This is a genomic window from Allochromatium tepidum (assembly GCF_018409545.1).
GTDB lineage: Bacteria > Pseudomonadota > Gammaproteobacteria > Chromatiales > Chromatiaceae > Thermochromatium > Thermochromatium tepidum_A.
Genome location: NZ_AP024563.1, coordinates 1,706,293 through 1,726,861, shown reverse-complemented (window position 1 = coordinate 1,726,861; position 20,569 = coordinate 1,706,293). Strand labels below are relative to the sequence as shown.

Below are 20,569 nucleotides of genomic sequence, written 5' to 3'. Positions count from 1 at the left end.
AGCATAGGCCGATTCAATGGCCAGAGAGAACAGACGCATGTCTTACGAAAAGATCCAGGTTCCAACCAGCGGCGAGAAGATCAGCGTCAATGCCGATTTTTCACTGAACGTGCCGGATCAGCCGATCATCCCCTTCATCGAGGGGGACGGCATCGGCATCGACATCACGCCCGTGATGCGCACCGTGGTCGATGCGGCGGTCGCCAAGTCTTATGGCGGCAAGCGCCGGATCCAGTGGATGGAGATCTACGCCGGCGAGAAGTCGACCCGTACCTATGGCGAGGACGTCTGGCTGCCGGAAGAGACGTTGAAGGCCGTCAAGGAGTTCGTGGTCTCGATCAAGGGGCCATTGACCACGCCGGTCGGCGGCGGCATCCGCTCGCTCAACGTCACCCTGCGTCAGGAACTCGACCTCTATGTCTGTCTGCGCCCGGTGCGCTACTTCAGCGGCACGCCCAGTCCGCTCAAGGAGCCCGAGCACACCGACATGGTGATCTTCCGCGAGAACTCGGAAGACATCTATGCCGGCATCGAGTGGCAGGAAGGCTCGGCCGGTGCGAAGAAGGTCATCGAGTTCCTGCAGAAGGAGATGGGCGTCACCAAGATCCGCTTCCCCGAGACCTCAGGGATAGGCATCAAGCCGGTCTCGCGCGAGGGTACCGAGCGTCTGGTGCGCAAGGCCATCCAGTACGCCATCGACAATGATCGCGCCTCCGTGACCCTGGTCCACAAGGGCAACATCATGAAGTTCACCGAGGGCGCCTTCAAACAGTGGGGCTATGAGCTGGCCCAGCGCGAGTTCGGCGCGGTCGAGATCGACGGCGGTCCCTGGTGTGCGTTCAAGAATCCCCGCACCGGGCGCGAGGTCGTGGTCAAGGACGTGATCGCCGATGCCTTCCTGCAGCAGATCCTGCTGCGCCCGAAGGAATACGACGTGATCGCCACGCTCAACCTCAACGGCGACTACATCTCGGACGCGCTGGCGGCTCAGGTCGGCGGGATCGGCATGGCGCCGGGCGCGAATCTGTCCGACTCGGTCGCCATGTTCGAGGCCACCCACGGCACGGCGCCCAAGTACGCCGGCAAGGATCAGGTCAACCCGGCCTCTCTCATCCTCTCGGCCGAGATGATGCTGCGTCACCTGGGCTGGACCGAGGCGGCCGATCTCATCATCAAGGGTGTGGAAGGGGCGATCGCGGCCAAGACCGTGACCTATGACCTGCATCGTCTGATGGATGGCGCGACCAAGCTGAGCTGCTCGGAGTTCGGCGAGGCGATCGTCGGCAAGATGTAAGTCGGACTTGTAGGAAAGGAAAGCCCCTCTCCCGCACGTGGAGAGGGGCTGGTAGACGTCTCACGTGACGCGATGCACTTTGGCCGCGTGCAGTCCCTTCGGCCCCTCGCTCAGCTCGAACTCGACCTTCTGGCCCTCGCGCAGGGTCTTGTAGCCGTCCATGTCGATCGACGAGAAATGGACGAACACATCCTCCTCACGTCCCTCAGGCTGCACGAAGCCATAGCCCTTCGCGTTGTTGAACCATTTGACGACACCGGTAATCATCACTATCTCCTCGATAGACTCCACACTTCAGGGTAATGTCTGGATCGCCGGCCGCTTCGGAGCGGCTTTTCGTTGTTACGGGACACGCCAGTGGCGACGCGCCCGGTCGGGTGGGTTCTCTTGCACCCTGGGCCGACCGACCCGTCGGCGCTTGAATCCGACGAACGGTACCCTGATTCGGTAGTATAGTGACTTGATTTCCATGGTCAAACGTGCATTGTTTGACCCATCTTCGACGAACATCCCAAAGCCTATGACTAACCCTAGATCCGGCGAGGAGCGCGAATCCGGCCTGAGCGTGCAGGAGGCCCGTCCCAAATTGCGCCGCCCGCCCCTATATAAGGTCCTGCTCTTGAACGACGACTACACCCCGATGGAGTTCGTGGTGTTGGTTCTGGAGATCTTTTTTGGTATGAATCGGGAAAAGGCGACCCAGATCATGTTGCATGTGCACACACGGGGCGTCGGAGTCTGCGGAGTCTTCACCAAGGACATCGCCGAAACCAAGGTGGCGCAAGTCAACGACTATGCGCGAGGCAATCAGCATCCGCTGATGTGCACCATGGAAGAGGCCTGAATCGTGTCCACGACTGAAAGACCGCTTTATCTTTGAATCCAACCCTTGGGACAGGCCGATGCTGAGCAAAGAACTCGAATTCACGCTGAACCGAGCCTTCAAGGAGGCTCGGGCCAAGCACCATGAATACATGACCGTGGAGCACATGCTGCTGTCGCTGCTCGACAACCCGACCGCCGCCAAGGTGTTGCGGGCCTGCGGCGCGGATGCCGAACGGTTGCGGCGCGAGATCGCGACCTTCATCGAGGAGACCACGCCGCTGATCCCGCCCAACGAGGAGCGCGACACCCAGCCGACGCTCGGCTTCCAGCGCGTGCTCCAGCGCGCCGTCTTCCATGTCCAGTCGGCGGGCAAGAAGGAAGTGACCGGGGCCAATGTGCTGGTGGCGCTGTTCAGCGAACAGGACTCCCAGGCCGTCTATCTGCTCAATCAGCAGGACGTGACCCGGCTCGACGTGGTCAATTACATCTCGCACGGCATCTCCAAGGTGCCGGGCGAGAATCGCGGTGAAGACGCGCACGGCGGCGGCGCCGAGGCCGAGGAGGCGCGCGGCGAGGAGAAGGAAGGCGCCAGTCCGCTCGAAAGCTTCACCACCAATCTCAACGAGCTGGCGCGTCAGGGCCGGATCGATCCGCTGATCGGACGCGCGCACGAAGTCGAGCGCACCATCCAGATCCTGTGCCGGCGCCGCAAGAACAATCCGCTGTTCGTCGGCGAAGCGGGCGTGGGCAAGACCGCGATCGCCGAGGGGCTGGCCAAGAAGATCGTCGACGGCGAGGTGCCCGAGGTCTTGGAGAGCGCCGTGATCTATGCGCTGGATCTCGGCGGTCTGGTGGCCGGGACCAAGTATCGCGGCGACTTCGAGAAGCGGCTCAAGGCGGTGCTCGCTCAGCTCAAGCGCCAGCCGCACGCCATCCTCTTCATCGACGAGATCCATACCATCATCGGCGCGGGTTCGGCCTCGGGCGGGGTGATGGATGCCTCCAATCTGATCAAGCCGGTGCTGGCCTCGGGCGATCTGCGCTGCATCGGCTCGACCACCTATCAGGAATATCGCGGCATCTTCGAGAAGGACCGGGCGCTGGCGCGGCGCTTCCAGAAGATCGACGTCGAGGAGCCCTCGGTCGAGGAGACCATCGAGATCCTCAAGGGCCTGAAATCGCGCTTCGAGGCCCATCATCAGGTCAGCTACACCCAGCCGGCGCTGCGTGCGGCGGCCGAACTCTCGGCGCGTCACATCAACGACCGCCATCTGCCCGACAAGGCGATCGACGTCATCGACGAGGCCGGCGCCCATGTGCAGCTCATGGCCCCGTCCAAGCGCAAGAAGCGTATCGATGTCGCCGATGTCGAGGCGATCGTGGCCAAGATCGCGCGCATCCCGCCCAAGCGGGTGTCGGCCTCGGACGCCGAGTCGCTCAAGAATCTCGACCGCGATCTCAAGATGGTGGTCTATGGCCAGGACGCGGCCATCGATGCCCTGACCTCGGCCATTCGCATGAACCGCTCGGGGCTGGGGCATGAGGAAAAGCCGATCGGCTCCTTCCTGTTCACCGGACCGACCGGCGTCGGCAAGACCGAGGTCACGCGCCAGCTCGCGCGCATCCTGGGCATGGAGCTGCTGCGCTTCGACATGTCGGAGTACATGGAGCGGCACACCGTCTCGCGGCTGATCGGCGCCCCGCCCGGCTATGTCGGCTTCGACCAGGGCGGTCTGCTGACCGAGCAGATCAACAAGCATCCGCATGCCGTGCTCCTGCTCGACGAGATCGAGAAGGCGCATCCGGATGTCTTCAATCTGCTGTTGCAGGTCATGGACCACGGCACCCTGACCGACAACAACGGACGCAAGGCCGATTTCCGCAACGTGGTGCTGGTGATGACCACCAACGCGGGCGCGGAGGAGACCTCGCGGCGCTCGATCGGCTTCACCGAGCAGGACCACGCGACCGACGGCATGGAGGCGCTCAAGCGCTACTTCACGCCCGAGTTCCGCAACCGGCTCGATAGCATCGTCCAGTTCGGCCCCCTGAACGAGGAGACCATCCTCAACGTGGTCGACAAGTTCATCTTCGAGCTGGAGCAGCAACTCGAAGAGAAGAAGGTCGCGTTGACCATCGATCAGGATGCGCGCCGCTGGCTGGCCGACACCGGCTATGACCCCAAGATGGGTGCGCGGCCCATGGCGCGCATCATCCAGCAGCACATCAAGAAGCCGCTGGCCAATGAGCTGCTGTTCGGCGATCTGCTGGGCGGCGGCTCGGTGCGGGTCTTCATCCGGGATGGTGCGGTCGCCTTCGAGATCAATGGCGAGGTGCGCGAGCTGTGAGCGGCCTTGCATGACGTTGAATACGGATCATCTGTGTCGTACCTTGCGAGCGCTGGAATCGGCCGTGGCGCTCTATCGGCGAGCGGTGATGGAACATCAGAGCACGGACCAGGAGGTCTTCCGCATGGCGATCGTCAAGGGGTTCGAATTGACGCAGGAAGTCTGCTTCAAGCTCATCAAGCGTCGCTTGAAAGACTTCGGCCATGGTGCGCGCAAGCTCGAAGCCACGCCGGTCAAGGAGCTTCTGCGACTGGCGGCCCAGCATGGTTTGCTGACACTGGAAGAAGTCGAGCGCTGGTTTGCGTATCGCGACAACCGCAACGACACGGCGCATGACTATGGGGAGGCGTTTGCCGAGGAGACGTTGGCGCTCATGCCGGATTTCATCCGTGATGCGCGTGGACTGGAAGGGCGTCTGCTTGCGGGCAATGCGGATTTCGGAGGTCGCTCATGAGTGCCGGCGCCGGACTCGATCTGCCTGATCGTTATCTGGAGATGGTGCGTGAGATCCTGTGCCGGTATGTTCCTGAATATGATGTTTGGGCCTATGGGAGCCGTGTTACGGGCGGCGCGTTCGAGGCGAGTGACCTCGATCTCGTGGTCCGTCATCCCATCGATCCGCATCAGGTCTGTGAAAGGCTGTTCGATCTGCGCGAGGCGTTCGTTGAAAGTAACTTGCCGATTCGTGTCGATGTGGTGGATTGGGCGCGGATTCCGGAGTCCTTCCACCGCGAGATCGAGTGCGGCTATGTCAACTACCCCGGCCTGAAGGCCGGAGTTTGTGAGAGCGAGCCGGGTCAACTATCTCCACCTGAAGGTGTGGGCTTGTGAGGCGACTCACGAGCCGGGTTGACCAGGGGCAGGCGAACCACTGCGCCATATCGGAAGAGGTGTTGCGCGCCGACTCGTCGGCGGATTTCATGTCGTGTAGAGCCTCTCGAACAGCCGAAGCAATCGCCTCGGCTTGTTCGTGCAAGAAACCGCCTCTTTCCAGGCGGCGGACGAACTTGAGGGCGTCGAAGGTCATGTGGGGTCTCGGGTTCGGGGCCGCGTCCGTGCGGCCGGTGCGCTCAGACGTTGGGTGATGGACTATGGGGACGCACGTTGCAGGTTGAGCGTCAGGAGGCGCTGCAAGATCGTGTCGTCGGCAAGGTCGGGCGTGTAGTCCTCCCAGCCGTAGGCGCGGGCGACGGCGGCATCGAGGGCGCGGTGGGCGTTGGTGAGCCAGGCGGGAGGATGGTTGTAGAGGTTGGTGAGGGTGCGTTTCTTCAGGTCGCCCTCATGTCCAGGCTTGGCGATGATCCGGTCGGGATAGCCGGGGACGACTTCGGGGATGCGCTCGATCCACTCCGGCGGGTTGAGCCAGTTTTCGCGCAGGGTGTCGAGCCGGTGCGCGGCCTCGGCGATGGCGCGGGCGTGGTCGGCGACCTCGGGCGCGACAACCGGAACGATGGGGCCGCTTCCGTTCCAAAATCGACGATCCACATATCGCGTGGACGTCGTGTGATGTCGAGTCCATTGAACCAAGGTTTGACGACTTCGCTATTGGGGCGCCTCATTGCTCCGGCTCGCGCACCTCGACCGTACCTGTCTCGGTCCAGGCCCGCAGACTGGGCCGGTACATGTCCTCCACGGTCGCGGCGGGATGCGCGAAGACGCCGGGCGAGACCGCGCGCAACCGATAGGCGAGCTGGAACTGCGCCGAGTCGTCGGCATCGCGATCGATGGCGGCGATGAAGCGATCGGCGCGGAACTCGGTGTGCCTGGCCTCGTTCTCCAGACCCAGCCAGGGGATGCCGGAGACGTCGCCGGCGCGGATGAGGTTGGGATTGTCGATCTCCAGTCCCGCCGGTAGCGGATCGTCGAGGATCAGACGCGCCTGACGCGGCTCGGTCGCCTCGACCGTGAGCACGGCGATCAGACGCTGCCCCTGCTCGACCTCAGCCAACCGGACCCGCCGTCCCTCCAGGTCATAGTAGGCACGCTCGATCCGATAGCCCTGACCGTCCGCCGGCTCAGGCACGCGCGGCACGCCCGTCATCGTGACCAACGCCTCGACCGGACTCGTGCCGCGATTGACGATCGACAGCGGGCGCAAGGCCAGTTGGGCGTCATCGACGCGACGATGGAAGACGCCCGCATGAGCCGCCCCATCGACACTCAAGGCCGGCTGTTCGCTCGACTGCATCAGGGCATGAGCCGCAAGCAGCAGCCACGCCTGTTCCTGGGTGCTGGTATGGGACTCGCCCACCCACAGCGCCTGCAGCCGCTGCGCGAGCGACTGGAGATTCACCGCCGAGGATTCGCTCTCGGCGGCCAGCGTCAGCAGTCCGGCTCCATCGCGCAACAGCGAGCCATAGTCCGAGCGCCAGCGCCGATCGTCATGGCTCTGCGCCAGCTTGCCGAGCGCGCTCCGGAACAACCCGTCGGCGCGCGGGCGGTCGCCCTGGATGGCGAGCGCGGCGGCGAGCTGGGACACGGCCAGCGGGGTGGCGAAGGCGTCGAGCTTGGTGTCGGCGTAATAGCGCAGATCGCCGATGGCGGCGCGTCCGTTGCGGGCCAGCACATAGAGCGCATAGGCGATGTCCTCGCCGCCCGAGCTGAAGTCCGGGGCATAGCTGAGGCTGTTGCGCAGGTTGTCGAGCGCCATCTGGAAGGGCGCGTCCGGGACTTCATAGCCCTTCTCGCGCGCACGGGTGAGGAAGTCGGTGACATAGGCATCGAGCCAGGTGTCGCCGCCGCCATCGTTGCCCCAGATCCCGAAGCTGCCGCTGCCGTCCTGCTTGGCGAGGATCTCGCCGATGGCCGTGCGAACCCGTTCGCTCGCTCCGCCCTCGCCGGCCAGTCCGGCGGTCTGAGCCACGTCGTTGAGATAGAGCAGCGGCAAGGCGCGGCTGGTGAGCTGCTCGACACAGCCGTATGGATAGCGGTCGAGCGCCATCAGCAGTCCGGCGACATCCAGCCGCCCGGCACCGCCGATCGAGACCAGCAGCGAGCCGGTTCCGGTCACACGGTCGGCGAGCCGTCCGGCGTCCAGCGTCAGTTCCTCGCCCGGCTGGAGCGTCACCACTTCGGTGCGGCTGGTGCGCGGCGCATTGGAGCGCACCGGTACGCGCAGCGTCTTGCGCAGGGTCCGACCGTCCGGGGTCAGTAGATCGATGTTCAACCGCGCATCGCCGACCGATTCGGCCTGAAACGCGACGCCGGTCTGTCCGCGCTCACCCTCGGCCAGGGTCAGACTGGAGCGCGCCGACTCGGGCGCGACCTGGATCTGATCGCCTTCAGCGACGACCGAGAGTCCGACCTCACCGCCCGGCCCCTCGACTGCGTCCAGACCCAGCAGCAAGCGCGAACGGTCGCCCGGCGCCAGGAAGCGCGGCAGTGTCGGCGTGACCACGATCGGATCGCGCACCGTCAGATCACGCACCGCATGGCCCACGCCTTCGGCACTCCAGGCCATCGCCATGACCCGCACCGTGCCGTTGAAGTCGGGAATCTCGACCGAGACGCCGGCCTGACCGCGATCGTCGAGTTTGACGATCCCCGAGTGATAGGCGAGCAGTTCCTCGGTCGGCGGCGGACCTTCGATGCTCAGTCCAAGCCCATCGCCGCCCGTGCGCACCACGCCCGGAACGCCCTGCATCCGGTCGATGAGCCGACCATAGAGATCGCGGATCTCCATCCCCAGCCGGCGCTGGGCGAAATACCAGTCGTCCGGCGCGGGCGGCTGATAGCGCGTGAGGTTCAGAATCCCGAGATCGACCGCCGAGACCGTGACATAGACCGGCTGTCCGGACCTGGCGCCCTCGACCCGGACCGGGATCTCGAGGGTTTGGCGCGGGCGCACCGTGCCGCTGAGCTGGGGCGTCTCGGGCAACGTCAGCGCCAGCTTGCGCGCCCCCGGATCGACACCGGCCCAGGTCAGACCGAGCGCGCGGCCCGGCATCCGGCGTGCCTCCAGATCCATCGGACGGTAGAGCGCTGCCGTGACATAGGCGCCCGGTCCCCACTCGGCGGTCACGGGCAGCTCGACGGTCGCGCCGTCTTCGGGCACCTCGACCGCTTTCATGCTGATGAGCCGATCATCGACCACCATCACCAGCGCCAGACCGGCGAAACGCGGTTCGAGCCGCACCCGCGCCTTGTCGCCGACCCGATAGCTCGGCTTGTCGAGCGAGACCTTGAGCAGATCGGGCGTGTCCTGCGTCTTGGGCTGGACGTACCAGCCGGCCTCGAACTCCAGATCCACCGGCAGCACCGCACTGTCCGATGTCGAGAGCGTCAGCCGATAGCGGCCCCAATCGACGGCGGCTTCGATCCGCCCGGCATCGAGCGCGCCCAGATCCAGGGTGCCGTCGGCCACGCGCTCGGTGGTGGTGATGGGCTCATAGTTCCAGTTGCCGTCCGAGGCGTACCACTGGAAGCTGGTCTTGAGCCGTGCCAGCGTCCAGCGCACGCCGGTGAGCGACTGACGCTGACCATCCGCGCCGATGGCGATGGCCTCGAACCGGGCGTTGCCGCCCTCCTCCACCGAATCCTCGAACAGCGGCTTGAGTCCGATCCGCGTCTGTTTGGAGGCCACCGGACGCTTGAGCTGGCGCTCGACCGGGCGCCCGCCCTCCTCCAGCACCCGGACCTGGATCTCGGCCTCCAGCAGCTTGGTGGTCGGCGGGATCTCGGGCAGATCCAGAGTCACCTCGGCATGACCGGCGGCATCCGTGCGCCCGCCCGACAGCGGCACGCCGAGCGGCTCGAGTTCCTCGCTGGCCAGACCGAAGCGATAACCGGGGAAGGCGGCCAGGGTCTCGGTCGGTTTCACCTGGATCTCGCCTTCCAGCGTCAGCCCGCCGGCCGGTGCGCCATAGAGGAAGCGGGCATCGAGCCTGAGCGACGGCGGATCGGCCGGATCGATGGCCGGACTGGACGAATCCAGCTCGAAGGTCAGGCGCTCAGGCAGGAAGTCCTCGACCAGAAACGCCAGCTCGGCCAGCGCCGGCCCCTTGGGATCGGCATGGACGGCCGCGCGCCAGGTGCCGCGCGGCGCGGTCCTGGTCAGTTGCACATCGGCCGCATGACCGCCCTGACCCTGATCCTGGGTCAGCGTGCGCAGATATTCCATCCCATCAGGACGCTTGACGACGAGCGTGATCGGCAGATCCGTCACCGCCCGCGCGCGCGAGTCGCGCACCAGCGCGGTGAGATGCACGGTCTCGCCCGGCCGATAGGCGCCGCGCTCGCTGACCAGATAGACGTCGAGCGGCTTGGGCGGCAGTCGGCCATCGACACCCCGGTCGCTCAAATCGAAGGGCGATTGGGTCAGGTCGAGAAAGGCATAGTCCCCGGCGGACGACTCGGCCGCCAGCAGCGCCGGGGCATTGCCGCCGGTGCCGCGCAACAGACCGGGATCGAAGCGGGCGTGCCCCTCGTTGTCCGTGGTCGCGCGGCCCAGGATCTCGTTGTTGACCGCGACCAGCCGCACCTCGACCCGTCCGAGCGGCTTGGCACTGGAGAGCGAGCGCACCAGGGCATGGAGTCCGTCGTTACCGGCGAGCGTGGTCAGCCCCAGATCCGAGACCAGGAACCACTGGGTCGCGAGCGAACTGCCGTCGTCGGGCGCATTGCGCGGACGCACGGTCAGCACATGGATGCCGGGCTTGAGTTCGGACACCAGGGCGCCGACCGGAACCGCCGTCGTCACCTCGCGGTTGAGTTCGGGCTTGACCTCGATCGTACCCTTCCAGATCGACTCGCCGGTGCGTTCCCGGATGCGTTCCAGGTTCCAGCGCCCGAGCTGCTGCTCCAGTAGCCCTTCCTCCAGCGCCTGGGTCAGAACGCGATCACCGAGCCGATGGACCTCGGCCTCCAGGGTATCGGTATTGACCGAGACCACCGGGATCGCCGCCTCGCCGCCCTTGGGCAGCACATAGGCACGACCGAGGAAGCGGGCCATGGGCGCACGGTCGCGGACATAGATGTCGAGTTCAGAGCCCTTGCTCAGGGTCTCGCCGTCGGCGGCGGGCAGTCCGGGACGCACCAGCACCTGATAACGCTCGCCGTGGCGCACACCGTCGATACAGATCTGTTTGGACTCGGCCTCGATCGGCAGGTCGGTGCGGGCGACGACACGCACGAAGTCGGTGAGATTGGGCCGGCGCAGATCGAGCGGATCGGTGAACTGGATGCAGATACGCGGGCCGGCGGCATCCGAGTCGACCTCGTGCCCGCTGACCCGGAAGCCATGCTCGGCGACCTGCTGATCGAGGATCCGGCGCAGTTCGGGCGACTCGACCAGGGCGAGCGCGGCGCGATTGGCTTTGATCGCGGCGCGCCATTCGTTGCGCTGGGCCAGGGTGCGGGCGATGAGCGCCAGGGTGGCGGCGCGTTCGGCGTCGTTCTGGGCGTGCGTATGGGCATTGATGGCGGCGGCCGTCGCCTGCCGGCGATGACGCTGGCGCTCGTCCCAATCGCCACTCTGAGCGGCCGCGAGCGAGGATTCGGCCAGCGACGTCCAGAGTCCCAGGTCGTCGGGGGTCAGACGCAGCGCCTGGGACTGGAGCGCGGCGGCCTGAGCCGGCTGCTCGGATTGCAGCGCCGTGCGCGCCTGGGCCGTCAGGGTCGCGAGCTTGACCTCAGGCACGGGCGCGCTCGCCAGCTTGGCGGCCAGTCGGCGAGCTTCGCCGAGTTCACGCGGCGGCAGAAATCCGAGATCGGCCAGTCGCGCGCCGGATGAGACGGGGCGCTGTGCCTTACCGTCCGTGCCCGCGACCTGACCGGCCCGCTCGACCACATGACCGGAGACGGCTCCCGCGAAGGGACGGGCTTCCTCGTGATTCTCCTTGAGGAAACACCATTCGGCCTTGGTGTTGTAGGTGAAGGCGCGGCAGCGACTGTCGTTCAGACAGGCCGTCTGGCAATCTTCCAGCGTGACGGACTTGAGCGTCGAGTAATCGCGCCCGAAGTAATCGATGCCGGGCATGAGTTCGATGGCGCGCTCGGCGGCCGGAACCCGATCGGCCGGCCAGACGAGCACCACACAGAGCAGCAGCGACAGACGACCGAGCAGGGAGACAGGCACGGAAGCGGACATGGTGACGACCCCATCGACAGTGGACCGGATAGGATGAACTCTAGTCCTCCGGCGGCGTCCGAGCAATGCACAACATGCATCGATCGCACACTTTTCGCCAAAAGCGGGGTGACGACACTCCATCGAGTTCGCGTTCAACCCTTAACACGCAGTTTCAGTGAGGTTACTATCAGCGGGCTTGACCGATTCGGTGGTCTCGCTTGCAGTTTCACACAGGCTATCGGCTCATCAACCACAGCAACCCAAAACATCAGGAGGGTTCGTCGTGACAACATCCGCAAAATCGCAAGGCTCGTTGATGCTCGCCCTGTTCCCGCTCATCATCCTCTATGCCGGCACCGTCGCGCTCTTCGCACTCACCCGCGAGAACGCCGGCGGCATCGCTCTCTACTGGGGATACTTCGTCCCGATCATCGGACTCATCTCGCTGGTCACCGCCTGGGGCAATGCCTATGTGCGGGGCGACTCGCGTCTGTTCTATCTGGCCAAGCAGATCATCATCTGGGGCGCCCTGGCCTGGGTGCTGACCATCCTGCACAAGATGGGCGTCGACTCCGCCCTCGGCGGGCAGAAGGCCGCCGTGACCCTGGTCATGATGACCGCTCTGGTCGCTCTGCTGGTCGGCCTCTATCTGGACACCAAGATGGTCATCTATGGCGTCTTCCTCGGCTTCTGCGGCTATCTGCTGGCCGATCCGAGCCATTCGGCCATCCTGGTCAAGATCGGCGAGCCCTTCAAGGTCGTCGACCCGGCCGGCAAGCCCGTGACCATGGTCATCGCCGTGGCCATCGTCGCCTTCCTGGTGGCCGCGTTCTTCCTGCTGAGCACCCGCGGCTCGGTGGCTTCCAAGCGCTCGTCCTGAAGCCTGATGGGGCGCGCCGGTCGTCGTACAGGCGCTGACTCGCCCGACAGGACGCCCAGACACAGGGATGTGTCCTCCCGTACAGTCCTCCAGCCGAGAACCATCGACTTGGCCCATGACGGAACCCCCGTTCCAGTACCACTACCGCATCCGGCTGCACGACACGGATGCCGCCGGACGCCTGTTCTTCGCCCATCTGTTCCGGCACGCGCAGGATGCACTCGAAGCCTTCATGGAACACATCGGCTATCCGATCGATGCCATGCTCCGCGACGGCGAGATCCTGCTGCCCCTGATCCACGCCGAGGCCGACTACCGGCGCCCGATGCGCCACGGCGACCGGATTCGGGTCGAGGTCCGGGTCGAGGATCTGCGCCGGCGCTCGTTTGCGATCGGCTATCGCTTTCTGAGTGAAGCCGGCGAGGAGATGGCCACGGCCAGGACCATCCATGTCCTGGTGACGGATGAGGTCCATGTCGGCGAGGCCCTGCCGGAGGCGCTGCGTGCAGGACTGGAAGGCTGTTGAAGGCCGTCCTGCGCCTGATTCGAGCGGATTCGATGGACATCGCTTCTATCTGCCCGTCCTACGGGTCTACGGTTCCGGACAGCCGTCAGACCAGGGTCGGCTCGGCGCTGGGCAGCGCAATCTTCCGCCCCTGCTCGTCGAGCCGCACAAAGGTGATGCAGGTCGAGAAGATCGGCTCCTCGCGCCCGGTCTCCAGATCGTCGGCATAGACGCTCACGCCATAGGTCAGCGAGGTGCGTCCCCGACAGCTCTCGCCGGCCTCGAAGCGCAGCACGGTGCCCAGCTCGACCCCGCGATGGAATTCGACGCGGTCCATGCCGATGGTGACGAAGCGACAGCCCGGATTGTCGCGGCTGGCGGCGATCCAGGCGATCTCGTCGACCCATTTGAGCAGACAGCCGCCGAACAGATGGCCATAGTGGTTGAGATGTTCGGGACGGACGACGGTGTAACTCTCCATGACGACTCCAGAGGCGGGTTGAATCTTCTTTTGGGGGGAAGGTCTTCTTTGACGGCTCGGCTTGGGCTAGCATTCGTTGCTCGGAAACGCGGTTTCAACGTCCGCGCCGGACGCGGCCTGCACGAGATAGCGATCGATGTTCACCAACCTCCGTCTCTGGGTCAACTACATGATCGGCGCCGGGACCGCGATCCTGCTCGCCGTCTCGGTGTTGTCCTTCTTCAATCTGCGTGCCCTGGACGGCCTGGCCCTGGAGGCGGAGCGCACCGAGATGCGCCAGTATGCCGAACGCATCCGGCTCGACGTCGAGGCCGAGACCCGCATGGCCGAGGCCCTGAGCGCCCTGGTCGCCAACATCCCCGAGGTCCGGCAGCACTTCGCCGCCGGTGATCGCGACTGGCTGCGCGAGCAACTCCTCGCATCCTATGAGGTGCTGAGCAAGGACTATGGCGCCGTCCAGTTCCAGTTCCACACCCCGCCCGCGACCTCCTTCCTGCGCCTGCACCAGATCGAGAAATACGGCGACGATCTCTCCGGCTTCCGCCATTCGGTCGTCGATACCAATACGGAGCGCCAACCCCATCGCGGTCTGGAATCCGGCGTCGCCGGTCTGGGCGCGCGCGGGATGGTTCCGGTCTTCGATCAGGGGCGTCATCTCGGCTCGGTCGAGTTCGGCATGTCGTTCGGGCCGGCCTTCTTCGAGGGCTTCAAGGCCCGCCACGGCGTCGAGGCCGCGCTCCATCTGACCCGCGACGGTACGATCGAGACCTTTGCGAGCACCGCCGGCGAGCGCCCACTCCTTGACGAGGCGACCATCGCCGCGGCCGCCGCCGGCACGCCCCAGTACGCCCAGCTGACCATCGGCGGCGTGAGCATGGCCGTCTATGCCGAACAGGTTCGGGACTATGCCGGCCAGCCGCTCGGGGTGATCGAGGTCGCCAAGGACCGTCAGGTCTACAGCCGGATCCGGGCACGGGCGATCGAGCGAACCTGGATGCTCGGAGGTCTGGTGCTGGCGATCGGTCTGGTGTTCGCGCTCGTCTCGGCGCGCGTGCTGGCCCGGCGCATCGAACGCCTCACCCAGGGGGTCGATCGTGTGGCCGGCGGCGACCTGGCGCGCGCCGTCGCCCTGGACGGACGCGACGAGCTGGCCGGGCTGGCGGGCGCGACCGACCGGATGCGCCGTCATCTGCGCGATCTGGTCGCCGAGGTCGAGCGCAATGCGATCGCGATCCACGAGGCCGCACGCCAGATCGCCCAGGCCGTCGAAGGTCAGGCGGCCACGTCGAGCGAGATGTCCAGTTCGGTGGCCGAGATCACCTCGACCATGGAGGAACTGTCCTCGTCCTCGGCCCAGATCGCCGAATACTCGGGTTCGGTGGTCGAGATCGCGCGCCGTACCTATGAGGGCAGTCGCCGGGGCGAGGACGCGATGCGCCAACTGGTCGACAAGATGGAGGAGATCCGCCACGACAATCAGGTCTCGCTCAAGGAGATCGTCGATCTGGGCGGCAAGTCCAAGGAGATCACGCGCATCATGGAGATCATCGACACCGTGGCCGATCAGACCAAGCTGATCGCCTTCAACGCCGCGCTCGAGGCCTCATCGGCGGGCGAGGCGGGCAAGCGCTTCGGCGTTGTGGCCGCCGAGATCCGGCGTCTGGCCGACTCGGTCAGCGAGTCGACCGCCGAGATCGCGCACAAGATCGGCGAGATCCAGGAGACCATCGGCCGCCTGGTCATCACGTCGGAAAAAGGCTCGGTCGGGATCGATCAGGGGCTGGACGCCTCGGCGCGCACAGCCGACTTCCTGCACGAGCTGGTGCAGACCGCGAGCGAGACCACCAGTTCGGCCCAGCAGATCAGCCTGTCGACCCAGCAGCAGCGCACCGCCAGCAATCAGGTGGTGGTCGCGCTCAAGGAGATCGTGACCGCCAGCGCCGAGACGGCCGAGTCGGTGCGGCGTATCTCGCAGGTGGCCCAGAGCATGACGCAACTGTCGGCGACGCTCAAAGGCCAGGTCGACCGCTTCGTGCTCGATGAACGGCCCGCCGAATCCGAGCCGCCGACGGCCTTGCCTCAGAAGACCCAGGGCGACGCATGAAACCGATCCGCGTCCTGGTGGTCGACGACAGCGGCTCGGCGCGGGCGCTCATCCGCGCCCTGCTGGAGTCCGAGCCCGGACTGAGCGTCTGCGGCGAGGCGTCCGACGGGCGTGAGGCGCTGGAGCTGACGCTCCAGCTCAAGCCCGACGTCATCACCCTGGACTTGCAGATGCCGGTGATGGACGGCCTGACCGCCATCGAAGAGATCATGGCGGTGCGGGCCACGCCGATCCTGGTGCTCTCGGATCTGGCCGACTCGCACAATGCCATGGCGGCGGTGGCGCGGGGAGCGCTGGAAGCGGCCGCCAAGCCGGGGATCGACGATGGCGGCGCGCTGGCGCGGCGGCTGCGGATGCTTGCCGGCGTGCCTGTGATCCGGCACATCCGGCGCCAGTCGGGCGGTACTTCGCTCGTGCCCCAAGCCGCGTCGGCGCTTCAGCCGCTTTCGATGCCTGCCGTAGTCGGCGAACGTCCGGACAGCCGGGGCGAGCGTCTGATCGCCATCGCGTCGTCCACCGGCGGCCCGCAGGCATTGGCGGCGCTGCTTCCACAGCTGCCGGCGACGCTCGCCGCCCCGGTCCTGATCGCGCAGCATCTGTCGGTCGGCTTCGCCGAGGCCATGGCCGACTGGCTCGACGCGCTCTGTCCGCTGAAGGTCGTGGTGGCCCAGGCCGGCGAGATACCGCAACCCGGGCGCGTCTATCTGGCCGATCCGGCCCGGCATTTGATTCTGAGTCCCGACCGGCGTCTGCACTATGTCGAAGCGGAGGAGCGCGACATCTATCACCCAAGCTGCGACCGGCTGCTGTCCTCAGTGGCCGAGCGTTACGGGTCGCAGGCATTGGGGGTGATTTTGACGGGCATGGGACGCGACGGCGTGCGCGGGCTGCTCGACCTGCGTGCCGCCGGCGGTCAGACCCTGGCCCAGGACGAGGCCAGTTCGCTCATCTTCGGCATGAATCGCGAGGCCATCCTCGCCGGCGCCATCGGGCGCGTGCTGCCGCTGGACGAGATCGCGGGCGCGCTGTGCCGCTTTGTGGGCGCCGCACCATGAATCTCGAATCCATCCAGCAGTTCATCCGCGAATATTTGGGACTCAATGCCGGTACCTACGGCAACGATCTCTGGCGCGAACTGCTCGTCAAGCGCCTCGACACGGTCGGCGCCCGCTCGCCCGAGGACTATCTGGCGCGGCTGCGCGACGACGAGACCGAGCTGCACACCCTCACCAGTCTCATCACTATCAACGAGACCTACTTCTACCGCGAACCCCAGCATCTGCGCCTGCTGACCGAGCGGCTCTGTCCCGAACTGCTGGCGCGCCGGACCTCCGAGGCGCCCGTGCGCCTCCTATCCGTCGGCTGCTCGACCGGCGAGGAGCCCTATTCGATCCTGATCGCTCTGCGCGAACGCTATGGGGAGCTGGCCGAGCGCTTCTTCGAGATCAACGCCGGCGACGTCGATCGCGCGGTGCTGGAGCGTGCGCGTGCCGGGGTCTACGGGCGCTTCTCGTTCCGCGCCCTGAGTCCCGAACTCCAGGAGCGGTATTTCACGCCGATCGACACCAACCAGTTCCGAATCGACGACAGTCTGCGTCAACGGGTGTGCTTCCAGCCGCTCAACCTGCTCGCCGCCGACTATCCCGCGACCCTGGCCGGTCAGGACGTGGTCTTCTTTCGCAACGTCTCGATCTATTTCGATGAGCCGACCCGCCGGCATGTGCTGGAGCGGCTCAAGACGCTGCTGGCGCCCGGCGGCTATCTGATCGTCGGCATCTCGGAGACGCTGGCCAATGATTTCGGCATCCTGACGCTGCGGGAGCGTGATGGGGTCTTTCTGTTCGTCAACGAGCCGGCGGGGATGGAGACGGCGTCTGTGACTCGTCCGCTGTCCGAGGCGAAGCAAAAGCACATCGGCGCTGTCGACCGTCTTGCCCCCTCTCCCCAACCCCTCTCCCGCGAGGGGAGCGGGGCTAGGCCGGCGCCGTCTTTAGCGAACCGTGGTTCGGCGACTTCGACGCGGCGTTCCAATGGGGCGTCGGTGGTGACTGACGCCAAGCTCTCGTCGCCGGCCCGAGCGATGCGGCCGGCGCCGCCCGTTCTGCACGCTGACAGCGGCGCGCCGATCTCGGCTCCGGTGCCGGTCACGCGCTCCCGGCCGCCGGAGCCGCCTGTTTTCGATGACGCGGGGGCGGACGCCATCCATGACGAGGCGCTCGCGCTCGCCCGGTCCGAACGTCATCAGGCGGCGCTCGAACGGCTCGAACCGCTCTGTGCTTGTCCCCAGCCAAGGGCGAAGGATCTGGTGCTCAAGGCATATCTGCTGTTCGAGCAGGAGCGGATCGCGGACGCGCTGGCGCTGGCGCATCAGGTGCTGGAGCGCGATCACTGGAATCTGGAGGGGTTGCTGCTGTTGGGACGCGGCGCCCGGCACCAGAAGCAGACGACGGATGCCGTCGCCTTCCTGCGTCGCGCCATCTACCACCAGCCCGAAGCCTGGCCGGCTCACTTCCAGCTCGCCGAGGTCTATCGCGAGAGCGGGCAGACGGAACTGGCGCGGCGCGAGTACGGCATCGTCCTGCGCCAGCTCGATCGCGATACGCCGACCGTCGACCCGCAGACGATCCTGATCGGTGCACCGGCCCTGGCGCTCGGCGATCTGCACCGACTGTGCCGGCTGCGTCTGACCCGACTCGAAGCGAGCGTCTGAGCCGGTATCCATCATGGCCCTGGACATCAAGAAATTCCTACCCCGTTTCACCGGCGAGGCCCGCGACCATCTGGGGCGGCTCGAAGCCGGACTGGCGCCGCTGGCGTCGGGCGCCGGTCTTGACGGCGATTCGATCAACGAACTCTTCCGCGCCGCCCATACCATCAAGGGCTCGGCGCGGATGCTCAAGCTGACGGGCATCGCCGACACCGCACACCAGCTCGAAGAGGTGCTGGGCGCTCTGCGCGAGGGCCGGATACGCTCGAACCCCGAACTCGGCGCGCTGCTGATGCGGTCTCTGGATGCCATCGGTGCGCTGGTCGAGCAGGTGGAACCGAACGCGGGGCAGATCCCGGACGCTGATGAAGCACTCTGCGCGGCACTCGCGGCGGCGGCTGAAGGGAATCTTGCCGAGTCGTTTTCCCCCTCTCCCCAACCCATCTCCCGCGAGGGGAGAGGGGCTGAGTCGGCGTCATCCGCGACCGAATCCGAGCCGACACGCATTGCGGCGCCCTCGCCTTCAACCGCCACGCCGTCCGGGACGAGCACGCCGACCCAACCCGTGCCGACGCCGACCGAACCGCCGTCGGAGGAACCGGCACGCGACGCCCCGACCGCCCTGCGCGCCCCCGACAGCGTGCGGGTGCGCATGGACAAGCTCGACGAGCTCATCAAGCTCATGGGCGAGGTCGTCTCCAACCAGGCCAAGCTACGGCGGAATCTGCTGGAGGCGCGCACCCTCGACAAGTCGCTGGCCGCCCTGGCCTCCGCCGAGACCGAACCGGACCGCGAGCGACTGACGGCCCAGTCTCAGGCCATGCACGGCTTCACGCTCGCCCTGCGCGATCTGGTCCAGGAACAGGAACGCCTGACGACCGAACTCAACGATCGCGCCCTGGTGATGCGGATGCTGCCGCTGGCCATCGTCTTCGAGCCGATCGCGCCCCTGGCGCGCCAGCTCGGACGCGAGCTGGGCAAGGAGGTCCACTGCGAGATCAGCGGCGGCGAGATCGAGCTGGACCGGCAGCTCATCGATCACTTGAGCGATGCCCTGGTGCATCTGCTGCGCAACGCCGTCGACCACGGACTCGAATCGCCGGACGAACGCCAGGCCGCCGGCAAACCGCGTCTCGGGCGACTGCGGCTCTCGGCGCGCCAGGAAGGCGTCGGCGTGCTCATCGAGATCGAGGACGACGGTCGCGGACTCGACCGCGAGCGCATCCTCGCCAAGGCGATCCAGAAAGGCCTGATCGATCCGGCCCGCGCCCCGGCACTCGACGACGAGGCCGTCGAGAACCTCTGCTTGCTGCCCGGATTCAGCACCAGCGCCATCATCACCGACATCTCAGGGCGCGGCGTCGGTCTGGACGTGGTCAAGCGCGCCATCGTCGAGGATCTGCGCGGCTCGCTGTCGATCTCCAGCCGTCCCGGCAGCGGCACCCGCTTCGGTCTCCAGCTCCCGGCCTCGCTCGCCGTGATGCGGGTGCTGCTGTTCGAGGCCGGCGGGCGCGCCTTCGGGCTGACCGCGCGCCAGGTCGCCGAGCTGATCCGGGTGCCGCGCGACCAGACCCTGCTGGTCGGCGACCGCCCGGCCATGGTGCTGCGCAACGAATTCCTGCCGCTGGTCCAGGCCGGCGACCTGCCCGCGCTCCAGATCACGGCCGATGAACCGTCCGGAGCCGGCTGGTTAGTCGTGGTCATCCAGTCGCGCCAGACCAAGCTGGGCCTGGTCGTCGACCGGCTGCTCGACGAGCGCGACATGGTCATCAAGCCGCTACCGGCCCATCTGCGCGCCGGCGGGCTGGTCGCCGGCATGGTCGTCACCGGCGACAACGCCCTGGTCAGCATCCTCCAGGCGCCGGCGCTGCTGGAGATGGCGCGCCGACTGCGCGGCGAGACGCCCCTGGTGAACGCCGACCGGCGCGCGCCCCATCAGACGCCCGGCGGACAGCGTATCCTGGTCGTCGACGACTCGCTCAACACGCGCGAGATCGAGCGCGAGATCCTGGAGGCCTACGGCTACCGCGTCACCCTGGCCGAGGACGGACTCGACGGCTGGCAGAAGGCGCTCGGCGGACACTTCGACGCCGTGATCACAGACGTCGACATGCCGGGCATGGACGGCTTCTCGCTGACCACGCGCCTGCGCGGTCACGAGCAGTACCGCTCGACGCCCATCGTGATCGTCACCTCGCGCCAGAAGCCGGAAGACAAGCAGCGCGGCATCCAGGTCGGCGCCGACGCCTATATCGTCAAGGGCGATTTCAATCAATCGAGTCTGGTCGATACACTCATGAATCTGTTAGGTTAGCGCCCGACGCGCACCCGCCACTGATTCGAGGATCCGAGAACC

The 20,569-nt window shown here is 66.3% G+C and carries 15 protein-coding genes; 11 read left to right on the top strand and 4 right to left on the bottom strand.

The annotated features are described in order from the left end of the window. Positions 1-37 precede the first annotated feature (37 nt). On the top strand, positions 38-1,294 hold the full coding sequence (icd, locus tag Atep_RS08330; protein ID WP_213377899.1) for an NADP-dependent isocitrate dehydrogenase: 1,257 nt from the start codon (positions 38-40) through the stop codon (positions 1,292-1,294). 60 nt (positions 1,295-1,354) lie between these two features. On the opposite strand, the gene Atep_RS08325 is transcribed toward icd, so the two are convergent. After that, positions 1,355-1,561 (bottom strand): cold-shock protein, encoded by a 207-nt coding sequence (locus Atep_RS08325; RefSeq protein WP_213377898.1) that lies wholly within the window; start codon positions 1,559-1,561, stop codon positions 1,355-1,357. A gap of 253 nt (positions 1,562-1,814) precedes the next feature. Here Atep_RS08325 and clpS point away from each other — a divergent pair, with 253 nt between their 5' ends. Genes clpS through Atep_RS08305 form a run of 4 tightly spaced genes read left to right on the top strand, consistent with a single transcriptional unit; the run spans position 1,815 to position 5,298 of the window. Beyond that, positions 1,815-2,138 (top strand): ATP-dependent Clp protease adapter ClpS, encoded by a 324-nt coding sequence (gene clpS / locus Atep_RS08320; protein ID WP_213377895.1) that lies wholly within the window; start codon positions 1,815-1,817, stop codon positions 2,136-2,138. 58 nt (positions 2,139-2,196) lie between these two features. Next, positions 2,197-4,467 (top strand): ATP-dependent Clp protease ATP-binding subunit ClpA, encoded by a 2,271-nt coding sequence (gene clpA, locus Atep_RS08315; protein WP_213377893.1) that lies wholly within the window; start codon positions 2,197-2,199, stop codon positions 4,465-4,467. Between the two features lie 10 nt (positions 4,468-4,477). Continuing rightward, complete coding sequence (locus Atep_RS08310) at positions 4,478-4,921, top strand: nucleotidyltransferase substrate binding protein (protein WP_213377891.1); 444 nt, start codon at positions 4,478-4,480, stop codon at positions 4,919-4,921. Further along, complete coding sequence (locus tag Atep_RS08305; protein WP_213377885.1) at positions 4,918-5,298, top strand: nucleotidyltransferase family protein; 381 nt, start codon at positions 4,918-4,920, stop codon at positions 5,296-5,298. The genes Atep_RS08310 and Atep_RS08305 overlap by 4 nt, the downstream gene beginning before the upstream one ends. Positions 5,299-5,556: 258 nt before the next feature. Here the strand turns inward: Atep_RS08305 and Atep_RS16640 are convergent, their stop codons facing one another. Together Atep_RS16640 and Atep_RS08290 are read right to left on the bottom strand one after the other, a co-directional pair. Then, positions 5,557-5,952: a beta/alpha barrel domain-containing protein gene (locus Atep_RS16640; protein ID WP_236786069.1), complete on the bottom strand. Its 396-nt coding sequence runs from the start codon at positions 5,950-5,952 to the stop codon at positions 5,557-5,559. Between the two features lie 70 nt (positions 5,953-6,022). Then, the gene (locus tag Atep_RS08290; RefSeq protein WP_213377881.1) at positions 6,023-11,554 is read right to left on the bottom strand and encodes an alpha-2-macroglobulin family protein; all 5,532 of its coding nucleotides are present in this window, start codon (positions 11,552-11,554) and stop codon (positions 6,023-6,025) included. 265 nt (positions 11,555-11,819) lie between these two features. Here Atep_RS08290 and Atep_RS08285 point away from each other — a divergent pair, with 265 nt between their 5' ends. Together Atep_RS08285 and Atep_RS08280 are read left to right on the top strand one after the other, a co-directional pair. Continuing rightward, positions 11,820-12,416 carry a hypothetical protein gene (locus Atep_RS08285; protein WP_236786067.1) on the top strand — a complete coding sequence of 199 codons (597 nt, stop codon included), beginning with the start codon at positions 11,820-11,822 and terminating at the stop codon, positions 12,414-12,416. 115 nt (positions 12,417-12,531) lie between these two features. Beyond that, positions 12,532-12,942, top strand: coding sequence for an acyl-CoA thioesterase (locus tag Atep_RS08280; RefSeq protein WP_213377879.1), 411 nt, complete (start codon positions 12,532-12,534; stop codon positions 12,940-12,942). 85 nt (positions 12,943-13,027) lie between these two features. On the opposite strand, the gene Atep_RS08275 is transcribed toward Atep_RS08280, so the two are convergent. Further along, positions 13,028-13,402, bottom strand: a complete 375-nt coding sequence (locus tag Atep_RS08275; RefSeq protein ID WP_213377873.1) for an acyl-CoA thioesterase — start codon at positions 13,400-13,402, stop codon at positions 13,028-13,030. 136 nt (positions 13,403-13,538) lie between these two features. Between Atep_RS08275 and Atep_RS08270 the strand changes: the two genes are divergently transcribed. The 4 genes from Atep_RS08270 to Atep_RS08255 are packed head-to-tail and all read left to right on the top strand — an operon-like array spanning position 13,539 to position 20,527. Further along, positions 13,539-15,506 carry a methyl-accepting chemotaxis protein gene (locus Atep_RS08270; RefSeq protein WP_213377872.1) on the top strand — a complete coding sequence of 656 codons (1,968 nt, stop codon included), beginning with the start codon at positions 13,539-13,541 and terminating at the stop codon, positions 15,504-15,506. Then, on the top strand, positions 15,503-16,561 hold the full coding sequence (cheB, locus tag Atep_RS08265; RefSeq protein WP_213377870.1) for a chemotaxis-specific protein-glutamate methyltransferase CheB: 1,059 nt from the start codon (positions 15,503-15,505) through the stop codon (positions 16,559-16,561). Before Atep_RS08270 ends, cheB begins: the two co-directional genes overlap by 4 nt. Further along, positions 16,558-18,216 (top strand): CheR family methyltransferase, encoded by a 1,659-nt coding sequence (locus Atep_RS08260; protein ID WP_213377868.1) that lies wholly within the window; start codon positions 16,558-16,560, stop codon positions 18,214-18,216. Before cheB ends, Atep_RS08260 begins: the two co-directional genes overlap by 4 nt. Positions 18,217-18,229: 13 nt before the next feature. Beyond that, positions 18,230-20,527: a hybrid sensor histidine kinase/response regulator gene (locus Atep_RS08255; protein ID WP_213377862.1), complete on the top strand. Its 2,298-nt coding sequence runs from the start codon at positions 18,230-18,232 to the stop codon at positions 20,525-20,527. Positions 20,528-20,569: the final 42 nt, after the last annotated feature.